Source organism: Paenibacillus sp. Y916, from assembly GCF_056786435.1.
In genome coordinates this window covers 128,895-154,626 of sequence record NZ_JBXCJA010000010.1, presented here as the reverse complement: position 1 = coordinate 154,626, position 25,732 = coordinate 128,895, and the positions used below count along the sequence as shown (strand labels likewise).

The following is a 25,732-nucleotide window of genomic DNA, read 5'->3' as shown; positions in this document are numbered from 1 at the left end:
TAACCGTTGGAATGACGGGGATCGCCTAATTAAAAACGAACCGTTAGGTTGGTGTTCTTAGGAATCTCCCACTTCAAACAGACCGTAAGGTCGGTTAAGTGGTGAGTAGTTCAAAACTTCACGCGTTGTAATCGTAGTGCATTTAATACAACGGATACCGAACTGAATGCCATCGCTGCACCTGCAACCCAAGGTGCAAGTAGCCCCATTGCGGCGATCGGAATACCAATAATATTATAGGCAAACGCCCAGAATAAATTTTGTTTGATATTGCGCATCGTTTTACGACTCATCATGATCGCATCGGCAATGCTGTTTAAGTCACCACGAATCAGTGTAATATCGGCAGCTTCCATCGCTACGTCAGTCCCAGTACCAATTGCCATCCCAATATTCGCTGTTGCAAGAGCTGGAGCGTCATTGATACCATCACCGACCATCGCCACTTTTTTACCCGTTGCTTGTAGTTTCTTCACTTCTTCCGCTTTGCCTTCAGGAAGGACTTCGGCAATAATGTGATCAACACCAACTTCAGTACCAATGGCTGTTGCTGTTCGTTGGTTATCACCTGTCATCATTATGACCGTAATCCCCATGTCTTTCAGGCGGCGAATAGCTTCCTTTGATGTTTCTTTAATTGTATCTGCAACGGCCACTAGACCTGCGTACTGCCCATCAATCGCAGCCAGCATCGCTGTTTTACCGTTTTCTTCGAGTTGTTCCATCTTTGGTAACACATTTGAAACATCAATACCGTATTGTTGCATTAATTTACGCGTCCCAATAACGACACTTTGACCAGATACCGTTGCTTGTATACCGTAACCAGGAATCGCTTCGAACAATTGTACATTGCCTAGTTCAATTCCTTTATCTTGGATACCTTGAACAATAGCTTCTGCTAATGGATGTTCAGATTGTTTCTCTGCTGCACCGATAAGGGATAAGAAATGTTTCTCATCTTGCCCATCTGCCATAACCACATTGGTTAATACTGGTTTGCCATGTGTCACTGTACCTGTTTTATCAACAACAACGGTATCAATACTTTGTGTCTGCTCTAAATGCTCGCCACCTTTGAACAAAACTCCAAATTCAGCTGCACGACCAGAGCCTGCCATAATCGACGTTGGAGTTGCAAGACCAAGCGCACATGGACATGCAATCACAAGTACGGCAATTAACACTTCTAACGCTGGTGTAAATTCACCTGGTTTGACCCATAGAAACCAAATGAAGAATGTGACAACCGCAATCCCTACAACGATAGGTACAAAAATACCTGAAATTTGATCCGCTAAACGCTGGATCGGTGCTTTCGAACCTTGCGCATCTTCTACAACCTTAATGATTTGTGCTAATGCTGTATCACGACCAACTTTAGTTGTTTTCATTTGTATGAAGCCGTTCTTGTTAATTGTTGAACCGTATAATATGTCACCTTGTTTCTTATCAACGGGAAGGCTTTCCCCTGTTAACATCGATTCATCTACCGCTGTATTTCCGCTCAACACTTCACCATCAACGGGAATCTTTTCACCCGGTTTCACTAAAACGGTGTCACCAATGATAACCTCTTCTAATAGAATTTCCTTTTCAACCCCGTCACGTATAACGATCGCTGTTTTTGCTTGTAAGCCCATTAATTTTTTAATCGCTTCTGATGAACGACCTTTTGCTTTTGCTTCAAATAGTTTACCTAGAATAATGAGCGTAATTAGTACCGCACTTGTTTCAAAATAAAGATGTGGCGCATGACTTGACCCCATCGTGATCAGCGCTTGGTACACACTGTAAAAGTATGCTGCCGATGTACCCATAACAACGAGTACGTCCATGTTGGCACTTCCATTTCGTAATGCTTTGTATGCACCGACGTAGAACTGTTTCCCGACAATGAATTGTACAGGTGTTGCGAGCGCCATTTGTAGCCATGGATTCATTAAGATATCCGGCAGATAAAGGAACGATGTAAATGAAAAATGTGCTACCATCGTCCAAAGTAATGGTAATGATAAAATGGCTGATATTATAAATTTACGCTTTTGTGTTTGGATTGCTTTTTCACGATGATCCACCGTTTCCTGCTCATCCACTTTTTGATGCGCACCATAACCTAACTTTTCGACTTTCGCAATGATCTCTGCAATGGCTACTTCGGATGGATTGAATTTAATCGTTGCTTTTTCAAGTGCTAAGTTGACGTTTGCAGATGAGACTCCTTCGATTTTGTTTAACCCTTTTTCAATACGTATGGCACACGCTGCACACGTCATCCCTGTAATGTCTAGCTCTGTTTGTTGTTTCACAACACCATAACCAAGTGCCTCAATTTTCTTCTCGAAATCTGCTTCACTAAGTTTCGTCGGATCATATTTAATCGATGATTTCTCAAGCGCTAGATTGACATTGGCTTGTTCAACACCATCCATTTTATTCAGACCCTTCTCAATACGTATGGCACACGCTGCACACGTCATCCCCGTAATTTGCAGATTAGCCTCTTTAACTTCTACACTCATGTTACTAGCCACCTTCACAATACCCCCATGGGGTATATATTTTTGAAAATAATAGAGTGCTACTAGAGCACTCCGTTTATTTATACTAAGTCATAACCTTGTTCTTCGATTGTTTCTTTAATTTGTTCTAGTGTCACTTGCGCTTCATCAAATGCTATATCTACTTGGGCTTCCGCTAAGTTTACCTTTACTTGTTCAACACCCGCTAATTTACCTACGTTTTCTTCTACGGATTTAACGCAATGTCCACAAGACATACCTTGTACGTTTAATGCTACATTCTGCATCATTATGATCTCCTTCAAATAAAGTATTCTTTCAATTTTCATCGTTCGTTCTGCTAACTTAAATCAATCATACCATACCCACCTAGGGTATGTAAACTAGAAGATTTACTCTTACAAAAAATATGTGCGTCACGCTCTTATCCATTTTAATGAAACATGATTCTTAATGATCGTGATCATGTGCCGGTTCGTTTTTTATCGTACAAAGGATCGATTCGTCATGTTTATGTGCAACTGTCTCCAGTTGGATCGTCACATGCGTAATCCCTTTATGTTCAAGTTCATGTTCTATCTTACGTAACAACTTTTCACTTTCGGCAATGGTAAGCTCATCATCAACAACAGCATGGCAAGAAAGGGCATTTAGTCCACTCGAAATCGTCCAAATATGTAAATCATGGATGCTTTGAATGCCTTTTGTTTGTTCAATGGTCTGTATCACATCGCTGACATCAACATTGGATGGCGTTCCTTCCATCAATACATGAATCGCTGCCTTCGTTACATAGTAACCACTTCTTAATACGAGAATCGCAACAATGACACTCGCAAGTGGATCTGCCCACCTCCAACCAAAGAACATGATTAGTAATGCAGCCGCAATGGCACCAACAGAGCCAAGCATATCACTTAGTACATGTAAGTATGCCCCACGCATATTTAAATTATCCTCAGTATCGCCACCACGCATCATAATCCACGCTACAACAATGTTGACCAATAATCCAATGACACTAACAATAAGCATCCCTGTGGTTGCAACTTCAGGTGGGTTCGCAAAGCGTTTAATCGCTTCATAAAAAATAAATAGTGCAATCACAATTAATGTAACTCCATTTAACACAGCTGCTAAAATCTCAAATCGTTTATAACCAAATGTCTTACTATGACTCGCTACTTTTTCTCCTAATATAAATGCAACTAAAGCGATGGCTAATGCGATCGAGTCACTTAGCATATGCCCAGCATCTGATAAGAGGGCAAGACTATTTGTTAAAAAACCACCAATGACTTCAACGATCATATAACCTGTAATGATGATGAATGAGATCAATAATACCTTTTTATTGGCACCATGCGTGTGATCGTGGTCATGCCCATGATTGTGTCCCATATAAATTCTCCTTTATTTAGAGGAAGTTCAAAAAGTCATCTTTTGATCACGAAGCATCTCAAGAGGTGTATTCGACATCGAAGATTGAATTCAGCCGGTCCTTCCGGTGCTCACGTAGGTACTGCCTACACTCCGCTCCTCACTCCCTATCTTCATCCAATCTTCTCGGTGCTGAAAAGTCGACTTTTTGAACTCTCACTTATATCTAATTATGCGTCGCATGTTCAATCGCTTGTACTAACAGATTCATAACGTGATCATCATCTCTCGAATAATATAACGTCGTACCTTCTCTTCTAAACTTAACGAGTCGTAAGTTTTTTAAGAAACGTAATTGATGTGATACGGTGGATTGACTTAAATTTAAAATTTCTGCGATATCATTAACGGAATGCTCATCTGAACATAATAAGTTTAATATACGTATTCTTGTTGGATCACTCAACGCTTTAAATGTTTGTGACACAACAAATAATGTTTCTTCGTCTAAATGCCCCTCTTTACTAACGTTCGTTTCACCTTTATTCATATCCTCGTTCATTGTAGGATTCACCTCCAGCAATAGATTGTTTGTTATATTGATATATGAACATGTGCTCATATATAGATTAACTTATTTATTTTGTTATTGTCAACTTAAAAATGTCAAAAGATCAAGCTGCTGGAAATACACAAGCTTTTATTAAAATGATGGAACAAAGCGTGCAGCCCAATCTGGGTGGCCGTATCGATATTAAAGCCTAATAAGTAGTTGATGATAACTCCAAAACCGATAACCCCCATTACTCTAGGAAGGTAATGGAGGTTATTATCAGTATGAGAGATTCAAGTATCTACCCAATGATTCCCCCTTTGAACAGGATTCATCAGTTGATCCGTTGGTCGTATTTCATCATCAGACGATTTATATCTTCTCTAGGCGGCAAACCAAACATCCGGGAATATTCACGACTGAATTGCGATGGACTTTCGTAGCCTACTCGGAATGCGACATCTGCGGCATCTGTTGACTCGGATAATAACAGCCGCCTAGCTTCCTGTAGTCTCAATTTCTTTTGAAACTGAATCGGGCTCATCGCGGTGATCTCTTTGAAGTGCCTATAAATCGAAGCAACACTCATGTTCGCTATTTCAGCAAGTTCCTCAATTCGAAAAGATCTATCATAATTATGTAAGATATGTTCCATGACACCTCTAATTCGATAGCCATAGCTACCCTCGATTGCCATTTGTTCCAGCGCATCCCCATGCGGACCTTGTAGAATCCTATACAGAATTTCCTTCGTGAATAATGGCGCTAGTACAGGGATATCTTCCGGTTTGTCTAGCAAACAAGCTAACCTGACTACTGCTTCTAACAGTGATGGCTCCACTTTGCTAACAAACATAGCCCGTTTCGCATTTTTCTTCGATCCAACTAGAATGTCAGAATCACTTAAAAAATCTAAAATTTGACTCGGTGTAAATTCAAGTTTGAAAGCCATATACGGGGCGTCAGGAGAGGCTTTTATCACTTGTCCCATAACCGGTAAACCAACGGACGCAACAATATAATCTGAAGGACCATATCTAAAGCGCTCCTGTGCCAGCGATACCTCCTTCTCTCCTTGAACAATAATGCAAAAGGATGGCTCGTTAACTCTATATACTGGTTCGCTAATAATAGATTCTCGGATGATAAATAAAGACGGAATAGCCGTTGGATGAACGCCATCCTGCCCTGAATAACACTCAATAAGCCTTCCAAGTTCATGCTGCTGTTTATATATACGCTCAGACATATGAGATTCTCCTCATTTCCTTCATCATTGATAGTTTCATTCTATCGTATATTCGTCGATGGCGTAATTTATTGTGAGAGGATTAGGCAATCATTTAATACGAATAGGATAACGATTTCCTATTCATTTGTTGCATAATTAGAGTACATACACGAGAGTACAAGTGAAATAAATAATAAATATAAGGGAGATGTAATCACATGGAATATGTAAAACTAGGAAACACAGGATTGGATGTATCCAGGCTTTGTCTAGGCTGTATGAGCTTGGGTGTAGCAGAGAGGTGGATGCATCCATGGGTACTCGATGAAGAGAACAGTCGTCCTATTATCAAAAAGGCCCTTGAGCTTGGTATCAATTTTTTCGATACAGCGAATGTATATTCAGACGGAACGAGCGAGGAAATTGTTGGACGTGCTCTAAAGGATTATGCCAATCGTGATGAAATTGTACTCGCAACAAAGGTTCATTCCCGTATGCATGAAGGTCCAAATGGTGCTGGTCTATCCCGAAAAGCAATTATGAGTGAAATCGATAAGAGTCTGCAAAGACTTGGAACCGATTATGTAGACCTTTATCAAATCCATCGCTGGGATTACAATACGCCTATCGAAGAAACGATGGAAGCATTGCATGATGTGGTGAAGGCTGGGAAGGCAAGATACATTGGTGCTTCCGCCATGTACGCATGGCAGTTCCAAAAGGCATTACATGTAGCGGAGAGACATGGATGGACTCGTTTTGTGTCCATGCAGAATCATTTAAACCTCATTTACCGTGAAGAGGAACGAGAAATGCTACCTCTTTGTAAGGATGAGAAAATCGGTGTGATCCCTTATAGCCCGCTTGCATCAGGGAGATTGACTCGTGATTGGGCGGAAACAACTCATCGTTCCGAAACCGATCAAATTCAAAAATCTAAATATGATGCGACTGCTAATGCAGATCGCTTGGTTGTCGATAGAGTGGCAGCACTCGCCGAGCAACATGCCGTTCCCCGTATTCATATCGCACTTGCCTGGTTGCTACAGAAAGAACCAGTAACTGCTCCAATTATCGGTGCTACGAAAATATCACATCTCGAAGATGCCGTTGGTGCTCTATCCATTAAATTATCACCTGCGGAAATTGCGTCCCTAGAAGAACCGTATGTACCTCACCCAATCATTGGTTTTAGTTAATGGGGGTATGAACCGTGGAACGCCTATGGACAAAGTCGTATATTCTTATGCTCATAGGGATGTTATTCCTACTCACTTCATTTTATATGCTGTATCCAACGTTGCCTCTATTTATCAAATAGATGGGCGGCAACGATACGTCTTGTCGGTCCAGAACGTACAGGTGTAGCCAATGCTTCTTTCTCGACTGCTACCGACCTCGGCATTGGGCTGGGTGCGATCATGCTAGGCTCGGTTTCCCAACACACAAGTTACCAGGTATTGTTCACGGTCAGCGCCGTCTCAGTGGTATTTTCCTTGTTGATATTCATTTTCTTTGCGAAACGTTTGTCGAAAAACAAAGGACCTCGCTCTCTGGATACGGTTTCATCTCCTAAGACACCGTTGTGACTTGTCTCATTCTTATCTTTCTGAGTAAGCCCCATCTGGCGGGTATTAATAAGCATCATACCGATCTTCTTATCATTATTCATCAATGAAACTAGATTATCTGCACGTTCTACCGGACTCAAACGCCAATCCTCATATGGGTCCAGCTTGCCGTCGTTATTCAAATCTTTAAATTTCAATCCATCAATTTCGATAATTTTCTTAGATCTGACTTCTAACTTGGGTTATTGACCGTTAACATCCATTATAATTCCTCCTAAGTTAGTCTTGTATATTATCATTTGTTATCGCTTTCCCAATTACTGTATACTGTTATCATAACAACAAAAAAACAAAAATAAATGACGCATATTGCTAAAAATATTGTAAAAGTTGCTGTATGAGGGGAAGGGGGACGTTGTAGTCATACCTCCTTATGCCGTTCATCAAGCTATTGTTAAAAACTTCGATAGCTATGAGCGAATCATTATTAACTTAAGCGAGAATTTATTAGATGACTTTATATCTAGTTCACCATCTATGAAAGAGAATATTGTTTATCAAAAGACACAGGGTTCCTATGTATTACAACTACATTCGAAAATGAACTGGACCAAAGGATCTTATCTATACTAGAATACATTGAAATCCATTTGACAGAGCTCGATCTAAGCCTAGCAAGTGTATTTAATTATTTCAAAAAAATATGAACCTACCCTTTTACCGTTATGTATCATTAAAGCGCCTAGCTTATGCTGTAACTATGATTAAACAAAATCAAATATCCATTGAGAAAATTGCCTTGAATTGCGGTTTTCTTTATTATTCCAGTTTTTATAGACTATTCAAAAAGGAGTATCATCTCTCTCCAAAAAAACTACAAAAAGAATATAAAAGTGTATTTTATACTCCTTAATAATAATAAAGGAGCCATTCTTCAACCTTATTTCGTCTCTGATCATGTTCAAGTTGGCTTGTCTCACGGCTCAGTAAGTCTTCCGTATGTTCTGTTATCCTTTTCTTCATTTCCTGAAAAACATTTATGTTTCTCTCTAGTCGGAGTGTTCTCTGGTGAAGAGTGTCGAGTTCCATAGATATCTTTCATCTTCTCATTAATTTCAGTATATCTAAGCTGTACAGATTCAACGAATGAAGTAGAAGTTTTGAATTAATCTATCCCGTTCGTATGCTAGTATGTTTCGTTCAGGATGATTTTTTCTTATTAGCTTCTAATGGTACCGTTTTCTTGCTCCCAATTAGATACAATAACAAAATAACAATCATAAAAGCTGACGAACAACTAAAAGTCATGCCGTACCCAATACTTTTTGCTAAGAAACCAAGTCCTACTGATCCAATGGCCAAACCAAAATCTATAAAAATAAGAAGCATAGAATTGGCTGTTGCTTTTTTCTCGGGTGGAACAAGAGTTAATGCCCAAGCTTGGATAATTGGATGGATCACGGCAAAAGCGATTCCGAATAACCCCCCTGAAACGAGAACCATCCACATACTAGTTGAGAAGCCTAATAAGATCAAACCTACTGCCCCTGAAATGGAGCCAGGAATAATAAGAACTCTGTGACCGAATCGATCGAAAATTTTACCAGAGAAAGCACGAATTAATATCATTGTAATTCCTTGTGCGATAAAAAACTGTGAAATTCTTCCGCCAACATTGATTTCTTTACCAAACGCCCCCATAAAGTTGACAGTTCCAGCAAGTGCCATGTAATTGAAAGCTACTAAAATACTTGGAAGAAGGATACGTTTATCGAACATGTACTTATAGAAAGGTTCCTTTTTTGTCGCCTGTGGACTTTCTCTTTCTTTTTTAACCGTATTTTTTGTGAAAAAACTGCACAGAAATGCAACAAACATAAGGCCCAGAGTTAACATCATCATCGACCGGAATGAATAATTTGCAAGATAAGAAATAGCGATTAGCGGCCCAAGTGTCGTCCCAACGCTTGTAGACATTGCGAAAAAAACAATGCCCTCACCTAACCGAGATTTAGGAACAATATTACTTGATATCGTAAAGACTAAACTCGTAAGCATACAAAATCCAACACCTTGCAGTGCTCTAATGAATATTAAAAATACGACGGAGTCGTTTACAAATGTAAGACCGATTGTGCCCAAAAAATAAAGGAGGGAAATAATGAGGAGCAATTTCATATTAACTTTTTGGATAATCACACTTGCAAAGAAGCGCGTAATTAGTGATGCTAACATTAAGGTCGTCGTCATGATTCCTGCAATCGCAGGATTATCACTAATGGTTGATACAAAAATTGGGAAACCCGCTGTAATCATATAAAAAGAAGAAAACATTACTAAAGACAATAATATAATAATTAAATATTGGCTTGTCCATAATTTAATTTTTTCTTTACCCATCGTATATAAGCCCCCTTAAAAACTTATCCTTCCCTTATTTTCAAAAAATATGTAGAGTTACTTTTAGTTGATTCGTTCATGTTATCGCTCCTTTATGGTCTATATATTTGTTATAATCCTTACGAGGTGGTGAAACTAATGAACGGTAAGACAGCAAACAACAAGCGCTTGGGTTCATAATAGTGCAACGCTTGTTGTTATTAAGATATGGTGTAGATACACTTAGGCTTCTACTCCTATTTTGTCTGCAGTATCCAGGTATTTATTAAGCAAATCTGCTCTTCAGGTTAAGTTTTGATTCTGACCGATAACCGCTGTTTGACTTTGATGATCCAACCTGTAACATATACACGCAATCACACATGCCGATATCGCTAGGATGGCAGCAGCTACAGGAAGGAAGGTTAATCCTCCATGTTGGATTACCACACCACCAATCGCAGATCCACCTGCGATTCCTAAGTTAGAGGCTACTGGATTCAACGTTGCAGCGAGGTCCTTCGCTTTCGGTGAGGACTGCTTGGCCAAATCAATCAAATAGAGCTGGGCGGGTGCACTCACAATACTTGACATTGTGGCTAGAACAATTAGTACGATCATTCCTAGAATTGAGATCGATGCGGTCATACTAAAGAGGATATAGACCGAAGCTTGTACAAGAAATACGAATCTAAGCTTACTTACCGCATTCCCAGTCGCAATCTTGCCTCCAATCCAGTTGCTGACAATCGTGGCAAGCCCATATACTAACAGGACACCGCTCACCGAGCTCTTAGGAATATTCATCACTTGCACCAGTATCGGTGTAATGTAAGTGTACACCACAAATACGGCTCCCACTGCCGTAACCGGAATGAGAAACGCAAGAATAATACGTCCATTCGTGAACAGTGCGATCTGATCCTTGAGTGAGCTGGGCACAGGCTTCTGTAGTTTGCGTGGAACATAGACATAATTTAGCACTATGGCAATTCCAGCTAATATTCCATTAAGAACAAATGCTGCAGGCCAAGTGAAAAACTGCCCTACAAAAGTGCCGATCGGCACACCTAATACATTCGCGACAGCGAAGCCGCTCAACATTGTAGCAATCGCTTTACCTCTCTTCTCCCGGTCAACCACTTCATTCGCTACCGTAATTGCTATAGAAAGAACAAAACCACATAGTACGGCAGTAACTATTCTAGTCACCAGTAGCATACTGTAAGTTCCAACAATAGCACTCCATAAATTCAGCAGCAGAATCAATACAAGCGATACAAGAATCATAACCCGCTTCGGAAATCGGCTGCACAAGGACATCATAATGGGTGTGCCAATTGCATAAGCGATCGCGAAGCCAGATATCAAGGCCCCAGCTGTCGCTAGCGTAACCCCGAAGCTCGCGGATATCTCCGGGAGTAAGCCAACAATAATATACTCCGTCGTACCCAGAATAAAAGCCATAAAAGTAAATGAGAAAATTAATGCGCTCTGATGTGTTGTCTTCATGATGCTCTCCATCCTATTTATCTCTATTTTATATTGAACATACCTTACTCATATTACTCATTGCGACTATATTGAGCAATACTATTTATCGCACAATATTAATGATATCCCTCACAATTGGTATAAAAAAGAAGCCTCCCACAAGTTCAATGAACTCATGAGAAGCTTCCTTTTGCATCATACCGCCCATATTAGACATACATGTTTTTTCTGGTTCTCGCTTATCAGTGATTACTTCACGGGCTACTTACATCTGAGCACCCGTCTGATAATTAAGTAGCTGTCTGAAGGTACCTTTACTCTCCTGCGATAGTTGCTGATATCCGCCTTGTTGAATAACCTGACCTTCCTCCATGACTATCACCTGATCCGCATTGCGAATCGTAGATAGTCGGTGAGCGATAACGATAATTGTCATGCTTCCTTTCAGATGTTCCAGCGCCTCTTGAATCAATCTTTCATTCTCACTGTCTAGCGCGCTTGTCGCTTCATCCAACACAAGAATGGCAGGACGTTTCAATATGGCTCTTGCTAACACAATCCGTTGCCGTTCTCCTCCAGACAATCGGATCCCCCGGTCACCGATTACCGTATCCAGTCCTTGAGGAAGTTTACGTACAAATTGTTCGGAGGCAGAGAATTTCAATGCTTCCCATAGCTCGTCATCATTAGCAGAAGGATTGACCAACTTCAAATTATCACGAATACTCTCATTGAAGAGAAACGGATCCTGTGCTACATATCCGATCGAACTGCGTAGAGACAGAAGCTGCTGATCATCTTTAAGTGACACACCGTCAATCATTACTTGCCCATTCTCTGGATGAATTAGCCCCATCAACATATCAATAAGCGTGCTCTTGCCTGCACCTGATTTACCAACGATTGCCGTCATGCGGTTAGCGGGTATATGTACATTAATATCACGCAAAGCATATACGAGTTCTTTGGAATCGTACCTGTAGTTCACATCCCTACATTCTATTCCGTATTTCATATTCAATCGAACAGGCTCACCAATGGATACAATATCTCCGAGTTCCTTCTCTGCCTCGTATTCTATTTGTAGCTTGCGCATCGCTTGAAATGCTGGCAAATTAGTTACAAGCTGCTCGGTGTTCGCTTGGATGCCAATAAACCTCGGCCACAGTCGCGAGAAGATGAGAATAACGATAATTAATTGTTCGGCTGGAGTATGAATAACCTCAAGTGCCAGATAGACGAAGCCGGCAACCAATACTACAGAGGATATTCGATAAATTAGCTGAGACAGGGAATTAACCTTTCCCAACTGGATAAAGTTATTTTCCATTCTTTCAGACAAATTTCTGAACCAGTGTATATGAGACTGCTCCAATCTATTGCTCTTAATATCCTTAATACCATTGAAATGATCGCTGATCCCTGCGAAATAATACTTAGACAGTTCTGTTGTATCTTCACCAATACGCTTCGACTTCTTAATAAATTTACGTGAATAAAGGGCCAATAGCCCGCCACTGACCAGTACGACCACCGTTAGTATCGGTGACAACCACAAGGCAAGAGCGATCTGTATTATTGTGAAAATAACGGAAGAGATCATCTGTAGGAATAAAGAGGTGCCGAAATTCACACGCGCAAGTTCATTAGACATAATATGGTTGAAGTCTGACTTACGCTTGCGCAGGTAGAACTCCCATTTCGCTTGTATCAATCCTTGATACGTCTCAATCCGGAGTGTACGGATAAAGCTTTGCAGAATTCTAGAATTCAACAAAATCTGGCTTCGTTGGAGTAGTGCTTGCCCCCCCACAATGACAACATATATAGCCAGTACAATCGGTAAATTCAACTCAAATGACCATGACTCTATTAAAGATTTTAGTGATGAGACCAGCGGTATTCCATCCATATTCATATCAAATACGCCTATAGTACTGAGAAGTGGAACGATCAAATAGATACCAATGCCGTCCAGTAAACTTATGATCAGCGTCATGAACATATTGAAATACAGTTTAAACCCTGCGACAAGCTGCATTTTACGAACGAAATACAATAGATCTTTCATTATAAATAACTCCTTATGCGGTTTACCGCTTCATAGACGCTAGAGCTTTAGAATGGTTGCTACTCCCAAATATCCCTACGACAGCATACCTCTCGTGTCCTTCTTTACCTGTCACAATGTAAGAGCCGCTACGCAGCCAAGCATGCGCAACCATCTGTCCCTGGTCATCTCGGCCGCTTCCCAGATATAAGGTACTCGAGATTCCTCTTCGCTCTAGCATCTTCATCGCTGCGATGGCCTTGACCAAGCACTGACTCTCCCACCATGTTACACGACTCATCGCATGGACGGCCTTCGACACTCTACGTAACAGAAACAAGTCCTGCTCCGTACAAGTCGTATGTGGCGTTTCCTTCATACGCTCCCCTAAGGAAGGGACCACTTTGGAGAAAGGTAATAACTTCATCACCCTTCCCCACGCCAGGTAGAAATAAGCTTCTACGAACATCCACTTCACAACAAGAGGATAAGAACTAAATCTGCGTACTTTCTTATACCAACTCATTATTGCTTACTCACCTGCACGAGTCCTTCGGATGCAAGATGCTGCATGAATGTATATACTTGCTTCTCGCACACATCATGTTCGATCTCATACTCCATCACTAATTGCTCTACCATGCTCGCAATGGTAACAGGGGAAGCCAGAAGTTCCCAAATCCGGCCACCGATCTGACCGAGATTATAATATTTGCCGTTCTCGATGCTCAGCATCACTTTCTCGCCATCCATATCGCTTACCATGAAACCCTCAGATTGTACGATAAGATCATCCGTTGTGATTAATTCAATGCTCATGAATAGTAACCTCCTCTATTAAGATAAGACACAGTTTATACGGATTGATGTTTCATTCGACGCAAGAACCAAAGAATAGGTCGAAGTGGGAAGTAGAGGAAATGAAGTGTTTTAGGCAATGGCAATAATAAAGCATCTTGTGAGCTGGGAGAAAGCTTGTTTACAAGATAAGTACATTTCTGTTTTCCCGACATTAACTTAAATAAGTAGCGATTATAATGCCAAGCCACACTTTTCTCTGGTACCGGATTTAATTTAACGATTCTTGTTATATAATAGAGGGCCATTTCTGCTAGTCGGTGTGATTTAGTGCTTATCGTTAACAATTCTAAATCATGAGGGATCTTCGTTGATAGCAGGTGCGATAATAGGATAAATGCCTGCCCTACGTATTGCTGTCCGCCATATTGATCGAAATGAAATTTCATATTTCCACTGTTTATTGTAGGTAGCAACCTTTCAATATCCATTAACCAACGTAATCGGAACCAGCCATGCCTGGCACCATGGTCAGTAAGATAGTGGAGCAGATCTTCATTGCCTAAATTGTGAAACGTTTGATTGGACAATGTCACATCATTCTTACGCTCCCATAGGTGATCGAACGAGAATGACTCACTGAAATGAGGATTCAGCCGCCAGTGAATTTCAACTTGTGCAAAATGCTTACTATGCTCGAAGGATAGGTGATGTGATTTCTTCTTCCAATTGTCCAATATATGCTCATCCTTTGACTCGTAACCAAGCTGTGCCAGTATTTCCTCAGCCTTCTCCACATCTTCTGCGGGAACTAGAATATCTAGATCTTTGGATGTCCTGTGCGCCAAATCTCCATAGAGCTGTATTGCAAGAATAGGACCCTTTAGTAAAAGAGTACGTATTCCACTCTTGGCGAATGCTTTGCAAATATGATTCATTTCCCTGCTAAGATGTAGCATCTTCATTGTGTTGTTATGATATTGCTGTTGAAGTGCTTCCATAACGATAGTAGGAATGATGAGGGGGTCAAGTCCTTTCAACTTCAAATATACAAGAGGATATACCCGATGATGCATAACGAGCTTCACAAATAGCTTCCAGTCTACATCCACTGTATATTCCTTAATGCTAGTCTCATCGAGCATATCTTCACGTAAAATAAAGAGTAATAAAGATAATTCTTTGGATACTTCACTCAGGTCCAATTTAATTGCATCTAATATCAATGTACTTACCTCACGATCGCTTCGATATTATCAACATATATGACTTATTCATGAAATCCTCTTTCAGACCGAAACAATATCAATTATTTCCTCCCAATTCATGGCCAATCTCACGATGTCATTTTCAATCAATTCACTGCCTGTCTGCACCTCGATGATTTCGATATCGGTCATAGCTCGTAAGCTATGCTTCGCTTCAGGTGAAATTACGATCACATCCCCCATTCCGATCATACGCACTTTGCCATCCAATATCATTTCGCCTTGTCCGGATACCACCGTCCATACTTCCTGACGTAATAGATGGTATTGATAGCTCAAACTCTTCCCTTGAAGAATACATATACGTTTGGTCAACACTTCATTGCCATTCGGATATTTAATGTAGTCCAACACTCGATAACGTCCCCAACGGCGTTCTTCATACATTGGTCGCTGATCCCCAAATTGCATAACATCCTTAATTCGAATACTGGCGTTCTTGTCAGATACAAGAATCCCATCTGGGCTAGCCGCAACGATTAAATTGGGAGCACCAATGACTGTTATAGGAATATCCAATTCATTAATAACATGCGTATTCAAGCAATCGTCGGACAATGTACCTCTTCCAATGATGGACGTGTGTATTTCCTCTGTTAACACATCCCAAGTACCCAAGTCCTTCCACATTCCTTTATACGGCATAACAATAATATTCTTTGCTTTTTCCACCACGGCATAATCGAAACTTATCTTTTCCATTCGGTTATACTGATGAAGCAATTCGTCGTATTGAATGGGAAGAGACTGCTCTATGAGATGATTAATGACATATTCGAGGCGAAAAGCAAACACGCCGCAATTCCACAGGGCAGACTGCTCCATCAATTGAAGAGCAACTTGTTCTTCAGGCTTCTCAACGAAATGGCTAACTTCGTAAAATTCCGTCCCATTGTCTACATTCGATGTTGAATGGGGAACGATGTAGCCAAATTTCGAGGAAGGGTTATCCGGTGAGACACCTATTAATCCCAGATCAGCTTTAGTTTCCAGCATTAGAGCTTCTAACTCCTTCACTTTCTCGAAGAAATGATCCTCTACATACGGATCAACTGGAAGTACGATGACAATATCCTTTAGACTCACACCTTTAACGGAATACAGGTACCCTGCCGCCAGTGCAATGGCAGGAAACGTATCTCTTCGTTCAGGCTCGACGACCATTTCCACTTCAAGTCCAAGCTGATTCTGAAGTTGCTCTACCTGTGATCTCCCGGTTGCCACAACCGAGGACTCCTGTAAATTCATCTTGCCAAGCTGGCCCCATACTCTCTGAACCATCGACTCCCTCTGCCCAGTTACGCTATCCAATATTTTCAAAAACTGCTTGGAACGTGTCTCATTCGATAAAGGCCATAATCGGTTTCCGCTTCCTCCTGACAATAGAACGATATGCATGTTAATAGCTCCCTTCCGCTTCCGTAATCTTGGAATTGATCTCTCTTGTTCCCAACAGACCATCAATGCTGGACTGAAGCCGTTCTATAAATATTTGCTCACTGAATTGCTCAGCATGCTGCCGAATTTGTTCTGGATTCCACTGATATTGATCGAACTGATCGATCGTTGCCATTAACGAGCTTACCGATTGCTCCTCGAAGAATAATCCTGTCTGTTCATCTACAACCGTGTCTAGGGCTCCACCCTCACAGTAAGCAATGATCGGCCTGCCACATGCATTAACTTCAAGTGGTGTTATACCGAAATCTTCAATCCCAGGAAAGATCAGCGCTTTGCAATGTTGCATGTATTGGACGACCTCTTCATCACTACTTCTCCCAAGAAAAATAACGGAATCGCCTGCTAGCTGTTCAAGTCTCTGCCGATCTGGACCATCGCCAACTACGAGTAAAAGCTGACCCAGTCGGGTGCAAGCCTCCACGGCCAAATCAATTCTTTTGTACGATACCAACCTGGAGACAACTAGAAAGTAATCTTCCGACTTCCCTTTACTGATGCTAAACCGGCTAATCTCAACCGGTGGGAAAATAAGCTGAGCATTCATTCCATAACATTCTCTGATTCGCTCTTTCACAATGGTAGAATTCGCAACCAATCGATCAACCCGCTTGGAGTTGTGCTTATCCCATATCTGAAGAGGTTTAATCAACCATTTCGCAAGTCTTTTCACGGTATTTGGCACTTGAACGCTTTCCATATACGCTTCATAGTTCCATGCGAAGCGCATAGGTGTATGACAGTAACAGATATGGATGCTCTCTCTGTCTTTGTGTACCCCTTTCGCATACGCACTACTGGAGCTGAGAATAAGGTCGTATCCCTTCAAGTTCATTGAACTTACCGCGAATGGGTATAACCAGAAGAACATTTTGAATTTCCCTAATATTCCTGGAATTCGCTGCATCCAAGACGTCCTGATGTCAGCATCTCTTAATTCGGGAAACAGTTTATTTCGATCTACAATTGTTGTATAAATAGGTGCTTCAGGGTACATTTTGTGGAATACAGCCACTACCCGTTCCGCTCCTCCCATTTGATTGAGATAATCATGCACAATGGCTACTTTCAGATCTCGCATTACATCATCTCCCTAGCACGCTGATGTTCCGGCAATTCGATGCCCGGTCTCGCCAATAACTGCTGATAAATCAGTTCAATCTTTTGAGCAGTCTGTACGATAGAGAACCTCTCTCGGGCCTGCTCAAGTCCATTGTGACTAAGCGTATACCATACGATCTCATCATCGAGCACCTGCCGGATACAATGTGTAAGTTCATCGACATTCCCGATCTCATACATCAATCCATTCACACCATGTTGGATGATCTCAGGTACGCCACCTCCTCGCGTCCCTACGACAGGCGTCCCTTGTGACATAGCTTCAATAATGACCCTTCCGAAGGGTTCATGGTCTGAACATAATAAAAGGAGATCTGCTGAACAGCAGATCTCCAATACATCTTCTCTGAATCCTGTAAATAACACTTTATCTTCAAGGTGTAGCGATTTAACCTTCTCTTTCAGTTTGTCGAGATATTGTTCATTCTCTTGCCTAAACTTGGCTTCTCCGACAATCCATAGAACTGTGTTCCGTTCCTCACGAACAAGTCTGGCGAATGCTTCTATGGCATCTTCTTGTCTCTTCCACGGAGCAATCTGACCTATAATCGCCAACACTCGTGCTTCCTGCGGTGTTCTTAATTCTAAACGGATTCTTTTTCTTAACCCTTGTCTTACCTCGGTATTAAAACTCCTTAGTTCCACACCGTTATGCACAAGATGACACCGTCCTTCTACAGAAGGATGATCTATCCCTTGAATGACAGATTCGGAAATACCGATGAGTGCCTGAGCGCTACTCCCTGCGAACTTTCGGATAAGCTTGCCTATGTAGCCCTGCGGAGGCATGTCTCGCAAATGCCATACAACTGGCAGTCGGTGGTACCATCTGAATAAGCCTGCCATAATGCCCGCTCTTATTGAATTGGCATGAATGAGATCTACCTGACTTTTTCTCATAAGAAGCGCTAGTCTCCATCCTGCCCACAACATTCCCATAACATAGAGAACAAGAAGAAGCGGATTCCTAGTCATTCTCGCTCGGAAACTGGGCAAAGCAACGACTTCTAGTCCTTGGCTGCGCGCTCTCTGTAGCAACTCTCCCTCTGGTGCAAACAATATCGGATGGGCATTTTCTAAATGTTTGGCAGTCAACAGCAGACTAATCTCCGCTCCGCTGATTGTGCTCGTATGGTTATAAAAGGCGATTCTCATCTTTTGAATTCCTTCCTTTTTCCAATTTCTTCTGTGAATACATCGGTCACAGCTTCCGCCACTCTCCCCCATGTATAGCGATTCAGCACATGCTCTCTGCACGCTTCCCGGGAAGGTAGGAAAGAATCCTTATTCAGGACATCAATAATCTTCTTACTAATAGATTCAGATGTTCCGTCTTTAAACATTAAATCGTCAGATATTTGATGTAAAATCTCTCTCGTTCCCCCATAAGGAGTTCCCAACACTGGTGTTCCACAGGCAAGAGATTCTATAGTAATAAGTCCGAATCCCTCTAATGTGAGGGTTGGAACTAAGCTGACATCCGCTGCTTGGTAATACTGCACGAGTTCCTCATTCGAAATTCTACCAAGCAATTTCACATTGGAAGAAAGTCCGAGTTGAACGATGAGTTCTTCATATTCCGTCCGCATCGGTCCATCTCCCCCTATGAACAGTTGGACGTTTGGCTGAACACGAACTACTTCGACCATGGCATGTATCAAACGGTCAATTCCCATTCTTCGAACTAACCTTCTAATACAGAACAGCAAAGGTTGATTTGAGGAAATACCTAGTTGTGTCCTTAGTTCCTCACGATTATGATGAGGTCGGAAGCGATTATGATCAACCGCACCGGGTATAATGTTTATCTTTCTCTCATCTACTCCGTACGTTTCAGTCAATACGTCTCGAAAGTACTCACTTAGGACAATGAAGCTATCCGAACGGCGGTAAGTCAATTGTTCTACTTGCTTCTTGATCCAGAACTTTGCTTCATTTGTAGCATTAGTCGCTGCTTTCGTCTCTTGCACCTCTGTTTCCAACGCCCACGGACCATGAAAATGGGCAACAATAGGTACATGTGATGGAATTAGCCTCCTATTAACCATCGTAGTGTAAAATGCAAAATGAGGATTAAATACGTCCGGATGAAAAGAACTTATTGCTTGTTGAGTATGTTTCCGAATTGAACTCATTCGAGGTAAGAAATGGTTTACTTCCATTTCATTTGTAACATTTCTTATATTAAGATCAGTACTTATTTGGGATCCTTTTGGCGCAACAATAAACCCGAGTTCGGAATGACCATATTCTTTCATGGCACTAGAATAATCGGAAAAGTATCGGTTAAGTCCCCCATATTGGATATCTATCCATCCCATTCCAGTCGATAGTACATTCATAATTATCTCTCTTTTCTTCAGTATGATTTAACTAATGAATAGCTCCTCATAAATCTTTAACGTTTCTCTCGCCACTCTTTCAACTGAATAATATTCCAGTCCTTGTAGCGCACGCTTTCGGTATTGGTCACTCATTTCTGAGTCCTCAAGCATCGTAATGATAGCTTTCCCCAACTTCTCTGGAGATTGTGGCGGTACTAACAACCCTGATTCTCCGAAATCAAGAGTCTCAGGAATTCCATCCACATTAGTTGCGACGATCGCACAACCCACTTCCCTTGCTTCGATCAATACCAAACCGAATGATTCTTTGTGCGATGCTAATACAAACACGTTTGCAGCTTTCATATAATTTTGCGGATCGGACTGAAATCCTAAAAAATGTATGTTGCTTTTCTTAATCGATCTAGCTGCATTCAACTCAAGTTTATTTCTATCCGGACCTTCTCCAACAATATACAGATTAGCTTCAGTGTACTTATCAACAACAAATTCGAATGCTTCAATTAAATCAAAGATACCCTTTCGTTCATATAAACCAGCCACAGTTACTATTGAGGGACCATTAAGTAATACACCTTCGCTAACTCCCTTCCGTGGACTTCCAACCGTACCGTTTGGAACAACATGTAATTTTCCCTTGTGTACTCCTCTATCCACCATCGAGTTGGCCACCGCTTGACTTACAGCTATTACCGAATCGCCAACTTTCATAAAGTCCGCGCTCTTCTGAAACTCATTATGTACATGCGTAACAATTCTGTATTTCTGGAACCCTTTCAAATACCTTGAGAGCAATGCCCCAGTCATCATATGCGCATGGATAATATCCGGTTTAAATAGTTTGACCATTCTTCGAAAATCAAAAAAAGCCTGCATCATTTGTGCGGGCTTTCTCGTCTGATCAAGTTTATAATGTTGGATATTATTCTTTTGCAGTAGTTCTATATACTCCCCACCCTCGGATGCAACCGCTACATTATGTCCTAGTCTTGCTTGCTCGCAAGCTAAGTCGATCATGACATTTACGATTCCGTTACCGCACTGTTTGACATGATTGGCTATATGTAGGATGTTCAAGATATCACCTCATTTTAGTTTGCTTTCAATAAATTTATTAGGTTGAATTTTTCGATATAATTTCTTTATAATAATGAATGGTTTCTATCGCTATCTCCGACCACTTATATTGCTGTGCAGATTTGTAAGCATTTAACCGTAACTGATTCATTCTTGCCGTATTTCCAATCATAGCGTGTACGCTACTTTCTATCGATTCATTATTCGCAGGAGGAACAATAACAGAATTGTAAGCATCTTTGAGTATCATAAGAGGTCCTGGAGTTGCTGTTGCGATTGGTACTAAACCACAGGCCATTGCTTCAATTAATACCAATGGAAAGCCTTCCGCGAGTGATGGAAATAATAAAATATGTTTACCTATTAATAGATTTGGTAATTCTTCATGGTTGTATCTGCTAATAATATGTATGCGACTGTGCACCTCAGGATCATAGTCCGATAGTACTCTCTCGAGTGAGGTACCTGTACCAATAAATGAGAGCTCTACATTCTGATACGTTTTCAAGATTGGATTCATTGCCTTTGCTGTATGTAATATACCTTTTCTAGGAATGTAACTTCCAACTTGTGCAATATGAATTGTTTCTTTATCAGAGATTGATTCTATAGTGACCCCTAGATTAACGAAATAATCAGGCAGACCATTACTAATGGTTCGAGACAACTGTTCGTTGGTTTTTAGTTTGGTTACAGCATATTGAAGATCATAATCATTTAAAAACAAGCAACCGTCAGCTTTTCGGAAGGAAGTTGCTACTTCCCATAATCGGATACCTCCATGATAAATAGGGTATTTCCATGAAACTTTTGCATTACCCTGTCGCTGTTGATCAAGAAGGGCTTCATGTACTGTGTGCTCCAACCCATGGCTTCTGGTTATGATAACAATATCTTGTTTTTTTCTACTCAACAAACTCAAAATCCACGCATCCCCACTTGAAGCATCAATGATATCAAGTTTTAATTTTTTTGCATTTTTCCTCACATAGGATAAAAGGTAAAAAGGAAATAATAAAGATTTTAATTTATTGGGTACATATGATGGAATATCATCAATTGAATAAATGGATGCCTTATGCCCTAATTTCTCATACTCCTGACAAAGTTGATAGGTTACTCCTGGTGCTCCTTCATTCTTATTTAATTTATGATGAATAGATAAAAGAATGTTCATCTACCATTTCCCCCTTTCTACATAGATTCTCTACTATGATTTTTTTGAATATTGATACGCTGAAGCACCCATAAGATATCCTTCTTTGAAACAATCCAATCTTTGGATTTAACTTTATACTTAATGGTATATATAAGAAAAACTACAATTATTTCAATTAACGAAGTTACTAGCAACGATATAGCTGCACCTTCTATTCCTAAGAGCGGAATTAATATATTTAACAATATTACATTTATCCCAAGTGATGCTACTCTAATAATAGTTACAGATCCTGGTTTGCCAATCGACATAAATCCTTGTGAGAGTATCCATGAGGTACTCGTTATCGCCGTTTGAAATATTAATATTCTAAACACTGCTATTGCTTCAATAAATGATTCCCCATACAGGAGTATTAAAAGATACGGGGCTACAATAAAAATCCCAATACCTAATATAATTGTAATCACTGTGCTAATTCTAAATACTCTAAAAGTTAGATTAAGAGCATCCGCTTGTTGAAGCCCTGATGCTTTGGGAAACAATACTGAGGTAATTGAATTTTGAATCGTATTTAACATTTTAGATAGATTCAGAGAGACTACATATAGTCCTAAACTGCTTGGAGACAACAATCCAACAACCAATATTTGATCAATGTACCCAGAGAATGTCCCCGCAACATCTGTGCCATATGATCTGATTCCATACCCAAGTAGCTTTTTTCCAGATTCAATCTTGTTTTTCTGCTTCATCTTATATTTTAAGATCAATCTTATTGTTATCCATATTGCAACTGGGATTGCAGGAAAAAGATATGCCACTGATGTATAGAACGGTGTGACGTGACCTGTAAGGACAAGACCATAAAGAAGGATTACGGTGCTAAATACGGGGACATATCTAATAAAGTTATAAAGATGATATTCTTCTCTAGATTGAAGAGCAGCCACATTGATCGTTCCAAGCATGGCAATTGGCGACATGATTAATGCCCAAGTTGCAAATTCAATAACTTCCTTAGAATATCCTTTCATCCAATATGGAATAATGACAGAACCAATCGCCATCGCAACACAACCGAGTATTAAACTCATATACACAGATGTGATATACAATGATCCCTGATTTCCATTCTTTTTTTTCATATAATAAACTAATGAGGCCGGAATTCCTAAAGTTAACGTATAAGCCAAAAATCTTGGCCACATAATCATCGCTGCTTGTTCTCCACGCCCCTCTGGTCCTAAATACCTCGCTATGATAATTCCAGTTAATACATTTAATCCAAGTATGAATATATTGGATACAAAAATTCGCAAAACATTTCCTAAACTCCCCAATTTATTTCTTTGTTTAATCAAATTTGCTATCGCCATAGTTTTTATCCCTTCAGACCTGCTTTACTGGTATTTAACTTTTGAAGTGTGGTTGATTATTTGCAAGTATTTATATGACATATTACCCCATGAATTTTTCAGGGCGTCTTCCCTTGCTCTCAATGCCATCATCTTTAATCCCTCTTTATTAGAAAGAAGTTCCCTAATCGCGTTGATTAAAGTTGCTATATCCTCTGGATCTTCAATAACAACTGCAGAATGATCAGATAAGAGTTCAACTGCACCACATTTACTACTCGTTATAACCGGTAATCCAGAAGCCATTGCCTCTAGTATAACAAGCGAAAACGGTTCATATTTCGAAGGGAAAACAAACAAATCTGCGAGTGACATGATTTCCGCGATATCTTTTCTGTGTCCTAGAAAATGAACACGATCACCTATACCTAAATCTTTTGCTATACGGGGGTAAGTACTCTTATCAGTATTTCCAAGCACGATTAGGTTTACATTCTCTACCATAGCCACAGCACGAAGTACCGTATCTAAATTCTTTCTTTTAGATTTCAAGTCTCCAGCAAACAAAGCATATGTTGTATTATTCTCCAGTTGAAAATCTGCCCGATTAACCGATCGTGGATAAAACTCATTCAGATCAACACCATTAGAAATAACTGAGATACGGTTAGACTGTATTTTTGCATCCTGCACTAGTTCTTGTTTAACCTGTTCAGACACTGCAATGATTTGTTTGGTACGTTTCAGTACAATTCGCTCTAAGAAAGCATTTAAGCTGTTGTATAATAACTGATAAAGGCTTTTTATATTTTTGTGATCACGATACGGATGATAATCTGACTTTACCCATGCACTATGGACAAAATGAATGCAATTAATATCAGAACGTGCATAGGTAATAAACCCATTGACCACGATAAGATCCATCTTTTTCTGATGAGTCCATATCCAGATAGCAGAGAACAACGCAAATAATTGATACTGCAATAATGCTGTCGGAATTTTTAGTACATTCATTATTCTAATCCATTTTATTTGGCTATGGTTCCGAAGTTCTTCTGAGAGCTCTGTAGAAATAACTATGATTTCGTGTCCTTGTTTTAATGCCTCTATGATCACTTCATAATTTACTCTTCCTTGTCCATCTCCTTTCTTTACCGCATGTGTAACGAAACAGATTTTCATTGGCTCACCCCTATCATTACTTGGTTATTACTCAAAAGAGAATGCTGAATGATTGTCCCCATGAGTGCCTCAGCAATTTGGTTATGCCCCTGTTCATTAGGGTGAAAGCGATCCAAGAAATAATCATTCCATTTATGCAAATATTGCGATGAGTCACACATAAATACTCTGTTACTAGATTTATTCAGCACAGATATATCTTTTAATACCTCTCTATATTTCCTCAAAGATTCCGGAGATCCGGGAAAGTATCTTTCTTCGATATCACCTGGCGTTAGAAATATAATATTTGTTTTTTTAGTATGATTAAGGATTGTCATAGTAAACTCTGTTGTTTGTTTTTCAAATTCTGTTATACTCATCCACTGTTTTCCACCAAATACTTTAATGAGGATAACTTTTACCCTCCATCGGAACCCTGACTCTATCTTTTCCAACCAATGTCTAGTCAATCGGGTCGAATAGTAGGGCCTTGGGTCCATCCAACCCGCTCTCCTCCACCTTTTAGGTACTAGCTTTAGATACTTTCTTTGTTCTCTTACGACCGATTCCGTATTCCCATGAGCAAAAACGATAATGTCCGGTTCTAATTCTAGAATTTGTTCCTCGTATTTCTCTCTGGACTCATTAACCTGCATTGCACTAGCTCCATAATTAATGATCTGAACGGATTGTGAATGAGAAGAACTCAGTTTTAATTTCAATAAATCTGCATAACTTGTTCTAGATCTAATAACGCCCAACCCTTCTGTAATTGAACCGCCTAAAAAAACGATTAACAT

24 protein-coding genes and 1 pseudogene are annotated in these 25,732 nt (G+C 40.2%); 4 read left to right on the top strand and 21 right to left on the bottom strand.

Annotated features, from left to right (window positions below):
* Positions 1-110: 110 nt before the first annotated feature.
* The 4 genes from AC1TO9_RS19010 to AC1TO9_RS18995 form a co-directional block, all read right to left on the bottom strand.
* Positions 111-2,522, bottom strand: a complete 2,412-nt coding sequence (locus AC1TO9_RS19010; RefSeq protein WP_482060174.1) for a heavy metal translocating P-type ATPase — start codon at positions 2,520-2,522, stop codon at positions 111-113.
* Positions 2,523-2,602: 80 nt separating this feature from the next.
* A complete protein-coding gene (gene copZ / locus AC1TO9_RS19005) occupies positions 2,603-2,809 on the bottom strand; it encodes a copper chaperone CopZ (protein ID WP_482060179.1) in 207 nt (68 codons plus the stop codon).
* Between the two features lie 163 nt (positions 2,810-2,972).
* Positions 2,973-3,923, bottom strand: coding sequence for a cation diffusion facilitator family transporter (locus AC1TO9_RS19000; RefSeq protein WP_482060173.1), 951 nt, complete (start codon positions 3,921-3,923; stop codon positions 2,973-2,975).
* 205 nt (positions 3,924-4,128) lie between these two features.
* Complete coding sequence (locus AC1TO9_RS18995; protein ID WP_482056246.1) at positions 4,129-4,464, bottom strand: ArsR/SmtB family transcription factor; 336 nt, start codon at positions 4,462-4,464, stop codon at positions 4,129-4,131.
* Between the two features lie 101 nt (positions 4,465-4,565).
* Here AC1TO9_RS18995 and AC1TO9_RS18990 point away from each other — a divergent pair, with 101 nt between their 5' ends.
* Entirely contained in the window at positions 4,566-4,667 is a 102-nt protein-coding gene (locus AC1TO9_RS18990; protein WP_482060172.1) for a putative motility protein, read from the top strand.
* A 122-nt stretch (positions 4,668-4,789) separates the two neighbouring features.
* Here the strand turns inward: AC1TO9_RS18990 and AC1TO9_RS18985 are convergent, their stop codons facing one another.
* On the bottom strand, positions 4,790-5,704 hold the full coding sequence (locus AC1TO9_RS18985; RefSeq protein WP_482060171.1) for an AraC family transcriptional regulator: 915 nt from the start codon (positions 5,702-5,704) through the stop codon (positions 4,790-4,792).
* A 200-nt stretch (positions 5,705-5,904) separates the two neighbouring features.
* Here AC1TO9_RS18985 and AC1TO9_RS18980 point away from each other — a divergent pair, with 200 nt between their 5' ends.
* Positions 5,905-6,885, top strand: coding sequence for an aldo/keto reductase (locus tag AC1TO9_RS18980; protein ID WP_482060170.1), 981 nt, complete (start codon positions 5,905-5,907; stop codon positions 6,883-6,885).
* Positions 6,886-6,899: 14 nt separating this feature from the next.
* Positions 6,900-7,004: pseudogene (locus AC1TO9_RS18975) on the top strand (MFS transporter); the annotation flags it as partial.
* A 132-nt stretch (positions 7,005-7,136) separates the two neighbouring features.
* Here the strand turns inward: AC1TO9_RS18975 and AC1TO9_RS18970 are convergent.
* The gene (locus AC1TO9_RS18970) at positions 7,137-7,439 is read right to left on the bottom strand and encodes a hypothetical protein (RefSeq protein WP_482060169.1); all 303 of its coding nucleotides are present in this window, start codon (positions 7,437-7,439) and stop codon (positions 7,137-7,139) included.
* 521 nt (positions 7,440-7,960) lie between these two features.
* On the opposite strand from AC1TO9_RS18970, the gene AC1TO9_RS18965 reads away from it, so the two are divergent.
* Complete coding sequence (locus AC1TO9_RS18965) at positions 7,961-8,170, top strand: helix-turn-helix domain-containing protein (protein ID WP_482060168.1); 210 nt, start codon at positions 7,961-7,963, stop codon at positions 8,168-8,170.
* 287 nt (positions 8,171-8,457) lie between these two features.
* Here the strand turns inward: AC1TO9_RS18965 and AC1TO9_RS18960 are convergent, their stop codons facing one another.
* From AC1TO9_RS18960 to AC1TO9_RS18890, 15 genes are all read right to left on the bottom strand, one after another.
* Positions 8,458-9,657, bottom strand: coding sequence for an MFS transporter (locus tag AC1TO9_RS18960; protein WP_482060167.1), 1,200 nt, complete (start codon positions 9,655-9,657; stop codon positions 8,458-8,460).
* A gap of 282 nt (positions 9,658-9,939) precedes the next feature.
* The gene (locus tag AC1TO9_RS18955) at positions 9,940-11,148 is read right to left on the bottom strand and encodes an MFS transporter (protein ID WP_482060166.1); all 1,209 of its coding nucleotides are present in this window, start codon (positions 11,146-11,148) and stop codon (positions 9,940-9,942) included.
* A gap of 247 nt (positions 11,149-11,395) precedes the next feature.
* A complete protein-coding gene (locus tag AC1TO9_RS18950) occupies positions 11,396-13,201 on the bottom strand; it encodes an ABC transporter ATP-binding protein (RefSeq protein WP_482060165.1) in 1,806 nt (601 codons plus the stop codon).
* Between the two features lie 22 nt (positions 13,202-13,223).
* Positions 13,224-13,706, bottom strand: a complete 483-nt coding sequence (locus AC1TO9_RS18945; RefSeq protein WP_482060164.1) for a lasso peptide biosynthesis B2 protein — start codon at positions 13,704-13,706, stop codon at positions 13,224-13,226.
* Entirely contained in the window at positions 13,706-13,999 is a 294-nt protein-coding gene (locus tag AC1TO9_RS18940; RefSeq protein WP_482056241.1) for a lasso peptide biosynthesis PqqD family chaperone, read from the bottom strand. Before AC1TO9_RS18940 ends, AC1TO9_RS18945 begins: the two co-directional genes overlap by 1 nt.
* Before the next feature lie 35 nt (positions 14,000-14,034).
* A complete protein-coding gene (locus tag AC1TO9_RS18935) occupies positions 14,035-15,204 on the bottom strand; it encodes a nucleotidyltransferase domain-containing protein (RefSeq protein WP_482060163.1) in 1,170 nt (389 codons plus the stop codon).
* 63 nt (positions 15,205-15,267) lie between these two features.
* Positions 15,268-16,644 (bottom strand): sugar phosphate nucleotidyltransferase, encoded by a 1,377-nt coding sequence (locus AC1TO9_RS18930; protein ID WP_482060162.1) that lies wholly within the window; start codon positions 16,642-16,644, stop codon positions 15,268-15,270.
* A gap of 1 nt (position 16,645) precedes the next feature.
* A complete protein-coding gene (locus AC1TO9_RS18925; protein ID WP_482060161.1) occupies positions 16,646-17,785 on the bottom strand; it encodes a glycosyltransferase in 1,140 nt (379 codons plus the stop codon).
* On the bottom strand, positions 17,785-19,053 hold the full coding sequence (locus AC1TO9_RS18920; protein ID WP_482060160.1) for a glycosyltransferase family 4 protein: 1,269 nt from the start codon (positions 19,051-19,053) through the stop codon (positions 17,785-17,787). The genes AC1TO9_RS18925 and AC1TO9_RS18920 overlap by 1 nt, the downstream gene beginning before the upstream one ends.
* Positions 18,978-20,168: a glycosyltransferase family 4 protein gene (locus AC1TO9_RS18915; protein ID WP_482060159.1), complete on the bottom strand. Its 1,191-nt coding sequence runs from the start codon at positions 20,166-20,168 to the stop codon at positions 18,978-18,980. Before AC1TO9_RS18915 ends, AC1TO9_RS18920 begins: the two co-directional genes overlap by 76 nt.
* 27 nt (positions 20,169-20,195) lie before the next feature.
* Positions 20,196-21,248 (bottom strand): glycosyltransferase family 4 protein, encoded by a 1,053-nt coding sequence (locus tag AC1TO9_RS18910; RefSeq protein ID WP_482060158.1) that lies wholly within the window; start codon positions 21,246-21,248, stop codon positions 20,196-20,198.
* A gap of 37 nt (positions 21,249-21,285) precedes the next feature.
* The gene (locus tag AC1TO9_RS18905; RefSeq protein ID WP_482060157.1) at positions 21,286-22,425 is read right to left on the bottom strand and encodes a glycosyltransferase family 4 protein; all 1,140 of its coding nucleotides are present in this window, start codon (positions 22,423-22,425) and stop codon (positions 21,286-21,288) included.
* A gap of 17 nt (positions 22,426-22,442) precedes the next feature.
* Positions 22,443-23,786 (bottom strand): lipopolysaccharide biosynthesis protein, encoded by a 1,344-nt coding sequence (locus AC1TO9_RS18900; RefSeq protein WP_482060156.1) that lies wholly within the window; start codon positions 23,784-23,786, stop codon positions 22,443-22,445.
* 24 nt (positions 23,787-23,810) lie between these two features.
* On the bottom strand, positions 23,811-24,950 hold the full coding sequence (locus AC1TO9_RS18895; RefSeq protein ID WP_482060155.1) for a glycosyltransferase family 4 protein: 1,140 nt from the start codon (positions 24,948-24,950) through the stop codon (positions 23,811-23,813).
* Complete coding sequence (locus AC1TO9_RS18890; protein ID WP_482060154.1) at positions 24,947-25,732, bottom strand: SGNH/GDSL hydrolase family protein; 786 nt, start codon at positions 25,730-25,732, stop codon at positions 24,947-24,949. The genes AC1TO9_RS18895 and AC1TO9_RS18890 overlap by 4 nt, the downstream gene beginning before the upstream one ends.

Excerpts from the sequence above, each read along its gene's own strand:
- AC1TO9_RS19010 (WP_482060174.1), bottom strand. The coding sequence starts at position 2,522 with ATGAGTGTAGAAGTTAAAGAGGCTAATCTGCAAATTACGGGGATGACG.
- copZ (WP_482060179.1), bottom strand. The coding sequence starts at position 2,809 with ATGCAGAATGTAGCATTAAACGTACAAGGTATGTCTTGTGGACATTGC.
- AC1TO9_RS19000 (WP_482060173.1), bottom strand. The coding sequence starts at position 3,923 with ATGGGACACAATCATGGGCATGACCACGATCACACGCATGGTGCCAAT.
- AC1TO9_RS18995 (WP_482056246.1), bottom strand. The coding sequence starts at position 4,464 with ATGAACGAGGATATGAATAAAGGTGAAACGAACGTTAGTAAAGAGGGG.
- AC1TO9_RS18990 (WP_482060172.1), top strand. The coding sequence starts at position 4,566 with ATGTCAAAAGATCAAGCTGCTGGAAATACACAAGCTTTTATTAAAATG.
- AC1TO9_RS18985 (WP_482060171.1), bottom strand. The coding sequence starts at position 5,704 with ATGTCTGAGCGTATATATAAACAGCAGCATGAACTTGGAAGGCTTATT.
- AC1TO9_RS18980 (WP_482060170.1), top strand. The coding sequence starts at position 5,905 with ATGGAATATGTAAAACTAGGAAACACAGGATTGGATGTATCCAGGCTT.
- AC1TO9_RS18965 (WP_482060168.1), top strand. The coding sequence starts at position 7,961 with ATGAACCTACCCTTTTACCGTTATGTATCATTAAAGCGCCTAGCTTAT.
- AC1TO9_RS18960 (WP_482060167.1), bottom strand. The coding sequence starts at position 9,657 with ATGGGTAAAGAAAAAATTAAATTATGGACAAGCCAATATTTAATTATT.
- AC1TO9_RS18955 (WP_482060166.1), bottom strand. The coding sequence starts at position 11,148 with ATGAAGACAACACATCAGAGCGCATTAATTTTCTCATTTACTTTTATG.
- AC1TO9_RS18950 (WP_482060165.1), bottom strand. The coding sequence starts at position 13,201 with ATGAAAGATCTATTGTATTTCGTTCGTAAAATGCAGCTTGTCGCAGGG.
- AC1TO9_RS18945 (WP_482060164.1), bottom strand. The coding sequence starts at position 13,706 with ATGAGTTGGTATAAGAAAGTACGCAGATTTAGTTCTTATCCTCTTGTT.
- AC1TO9_RS18940 (WP_482056241.1), bottom strand. The coding sequence starts at position 13,999 with ATGAGCATTGAATTAATCACAACGGATGATCTTATCGTACAATCTGAG.
- AC1TO9_RS18930 (WP_482060162.1), bottom strand. The coding sequence starts at position 16,644 with ATGCATATCGTTCTATTGTCAGGAGGAAGCGGAAACCGATTATGGCCT.
- AC1TO9_RS18925 (WP_482060161.1), bottom strand. The coding sequence starts at position 17,785 with ATGCGAGATCTGAAAGTAGCCATTGTGCATGATTATCTCAATCAAATG.
- AC1TO9_RS18920 (WP_482060160.1), bottom strand. The coding sequence starts at position 19,053 with ATGGGGGAGAGTGGCGGAAGCTGTGACCGATGTATTCACAGAAGAAAT.
- AC1TO9_RS18915 (WP_482060159.1), bottom strand. The coding sequence starts at position 20,168 with ATGAATGTACTATCGACTGGAATGGGATGGATAGATATCCAATATGGG.
- AC1TO9_RS18905 (WP_482060157.1), bottom strand. The coding sequence starts at position 22,425 with ATGAACATTCTTTTATCTATTCATCATAAATTAAATAAGAATGAAGGA.
- AC1TO9_RS18900 (WP_482060156.1), bottom strand. The coding sequence starts at position 23,786 with ATGGCGATAGCAAATTTGATTAAACAAAGAAATAAATTGGGGAGTTTA.
- AC1TO9_RS18895 (WP_482060155.1), bottom strand. The coding sequence starts at position 24,950 with ATGAAAATCTGTTTCGTTACACATGCGGTAAAGAAAGGAGATGGACAA.
- AC1TO9_RS18890 (WP_482060154.1), bottom strand. The coding sequence starts at position 25,732 with ATGTTAATCGTTTTTTTAGGCGGTTCAATTACAGAAGGGTTGGGCGTT.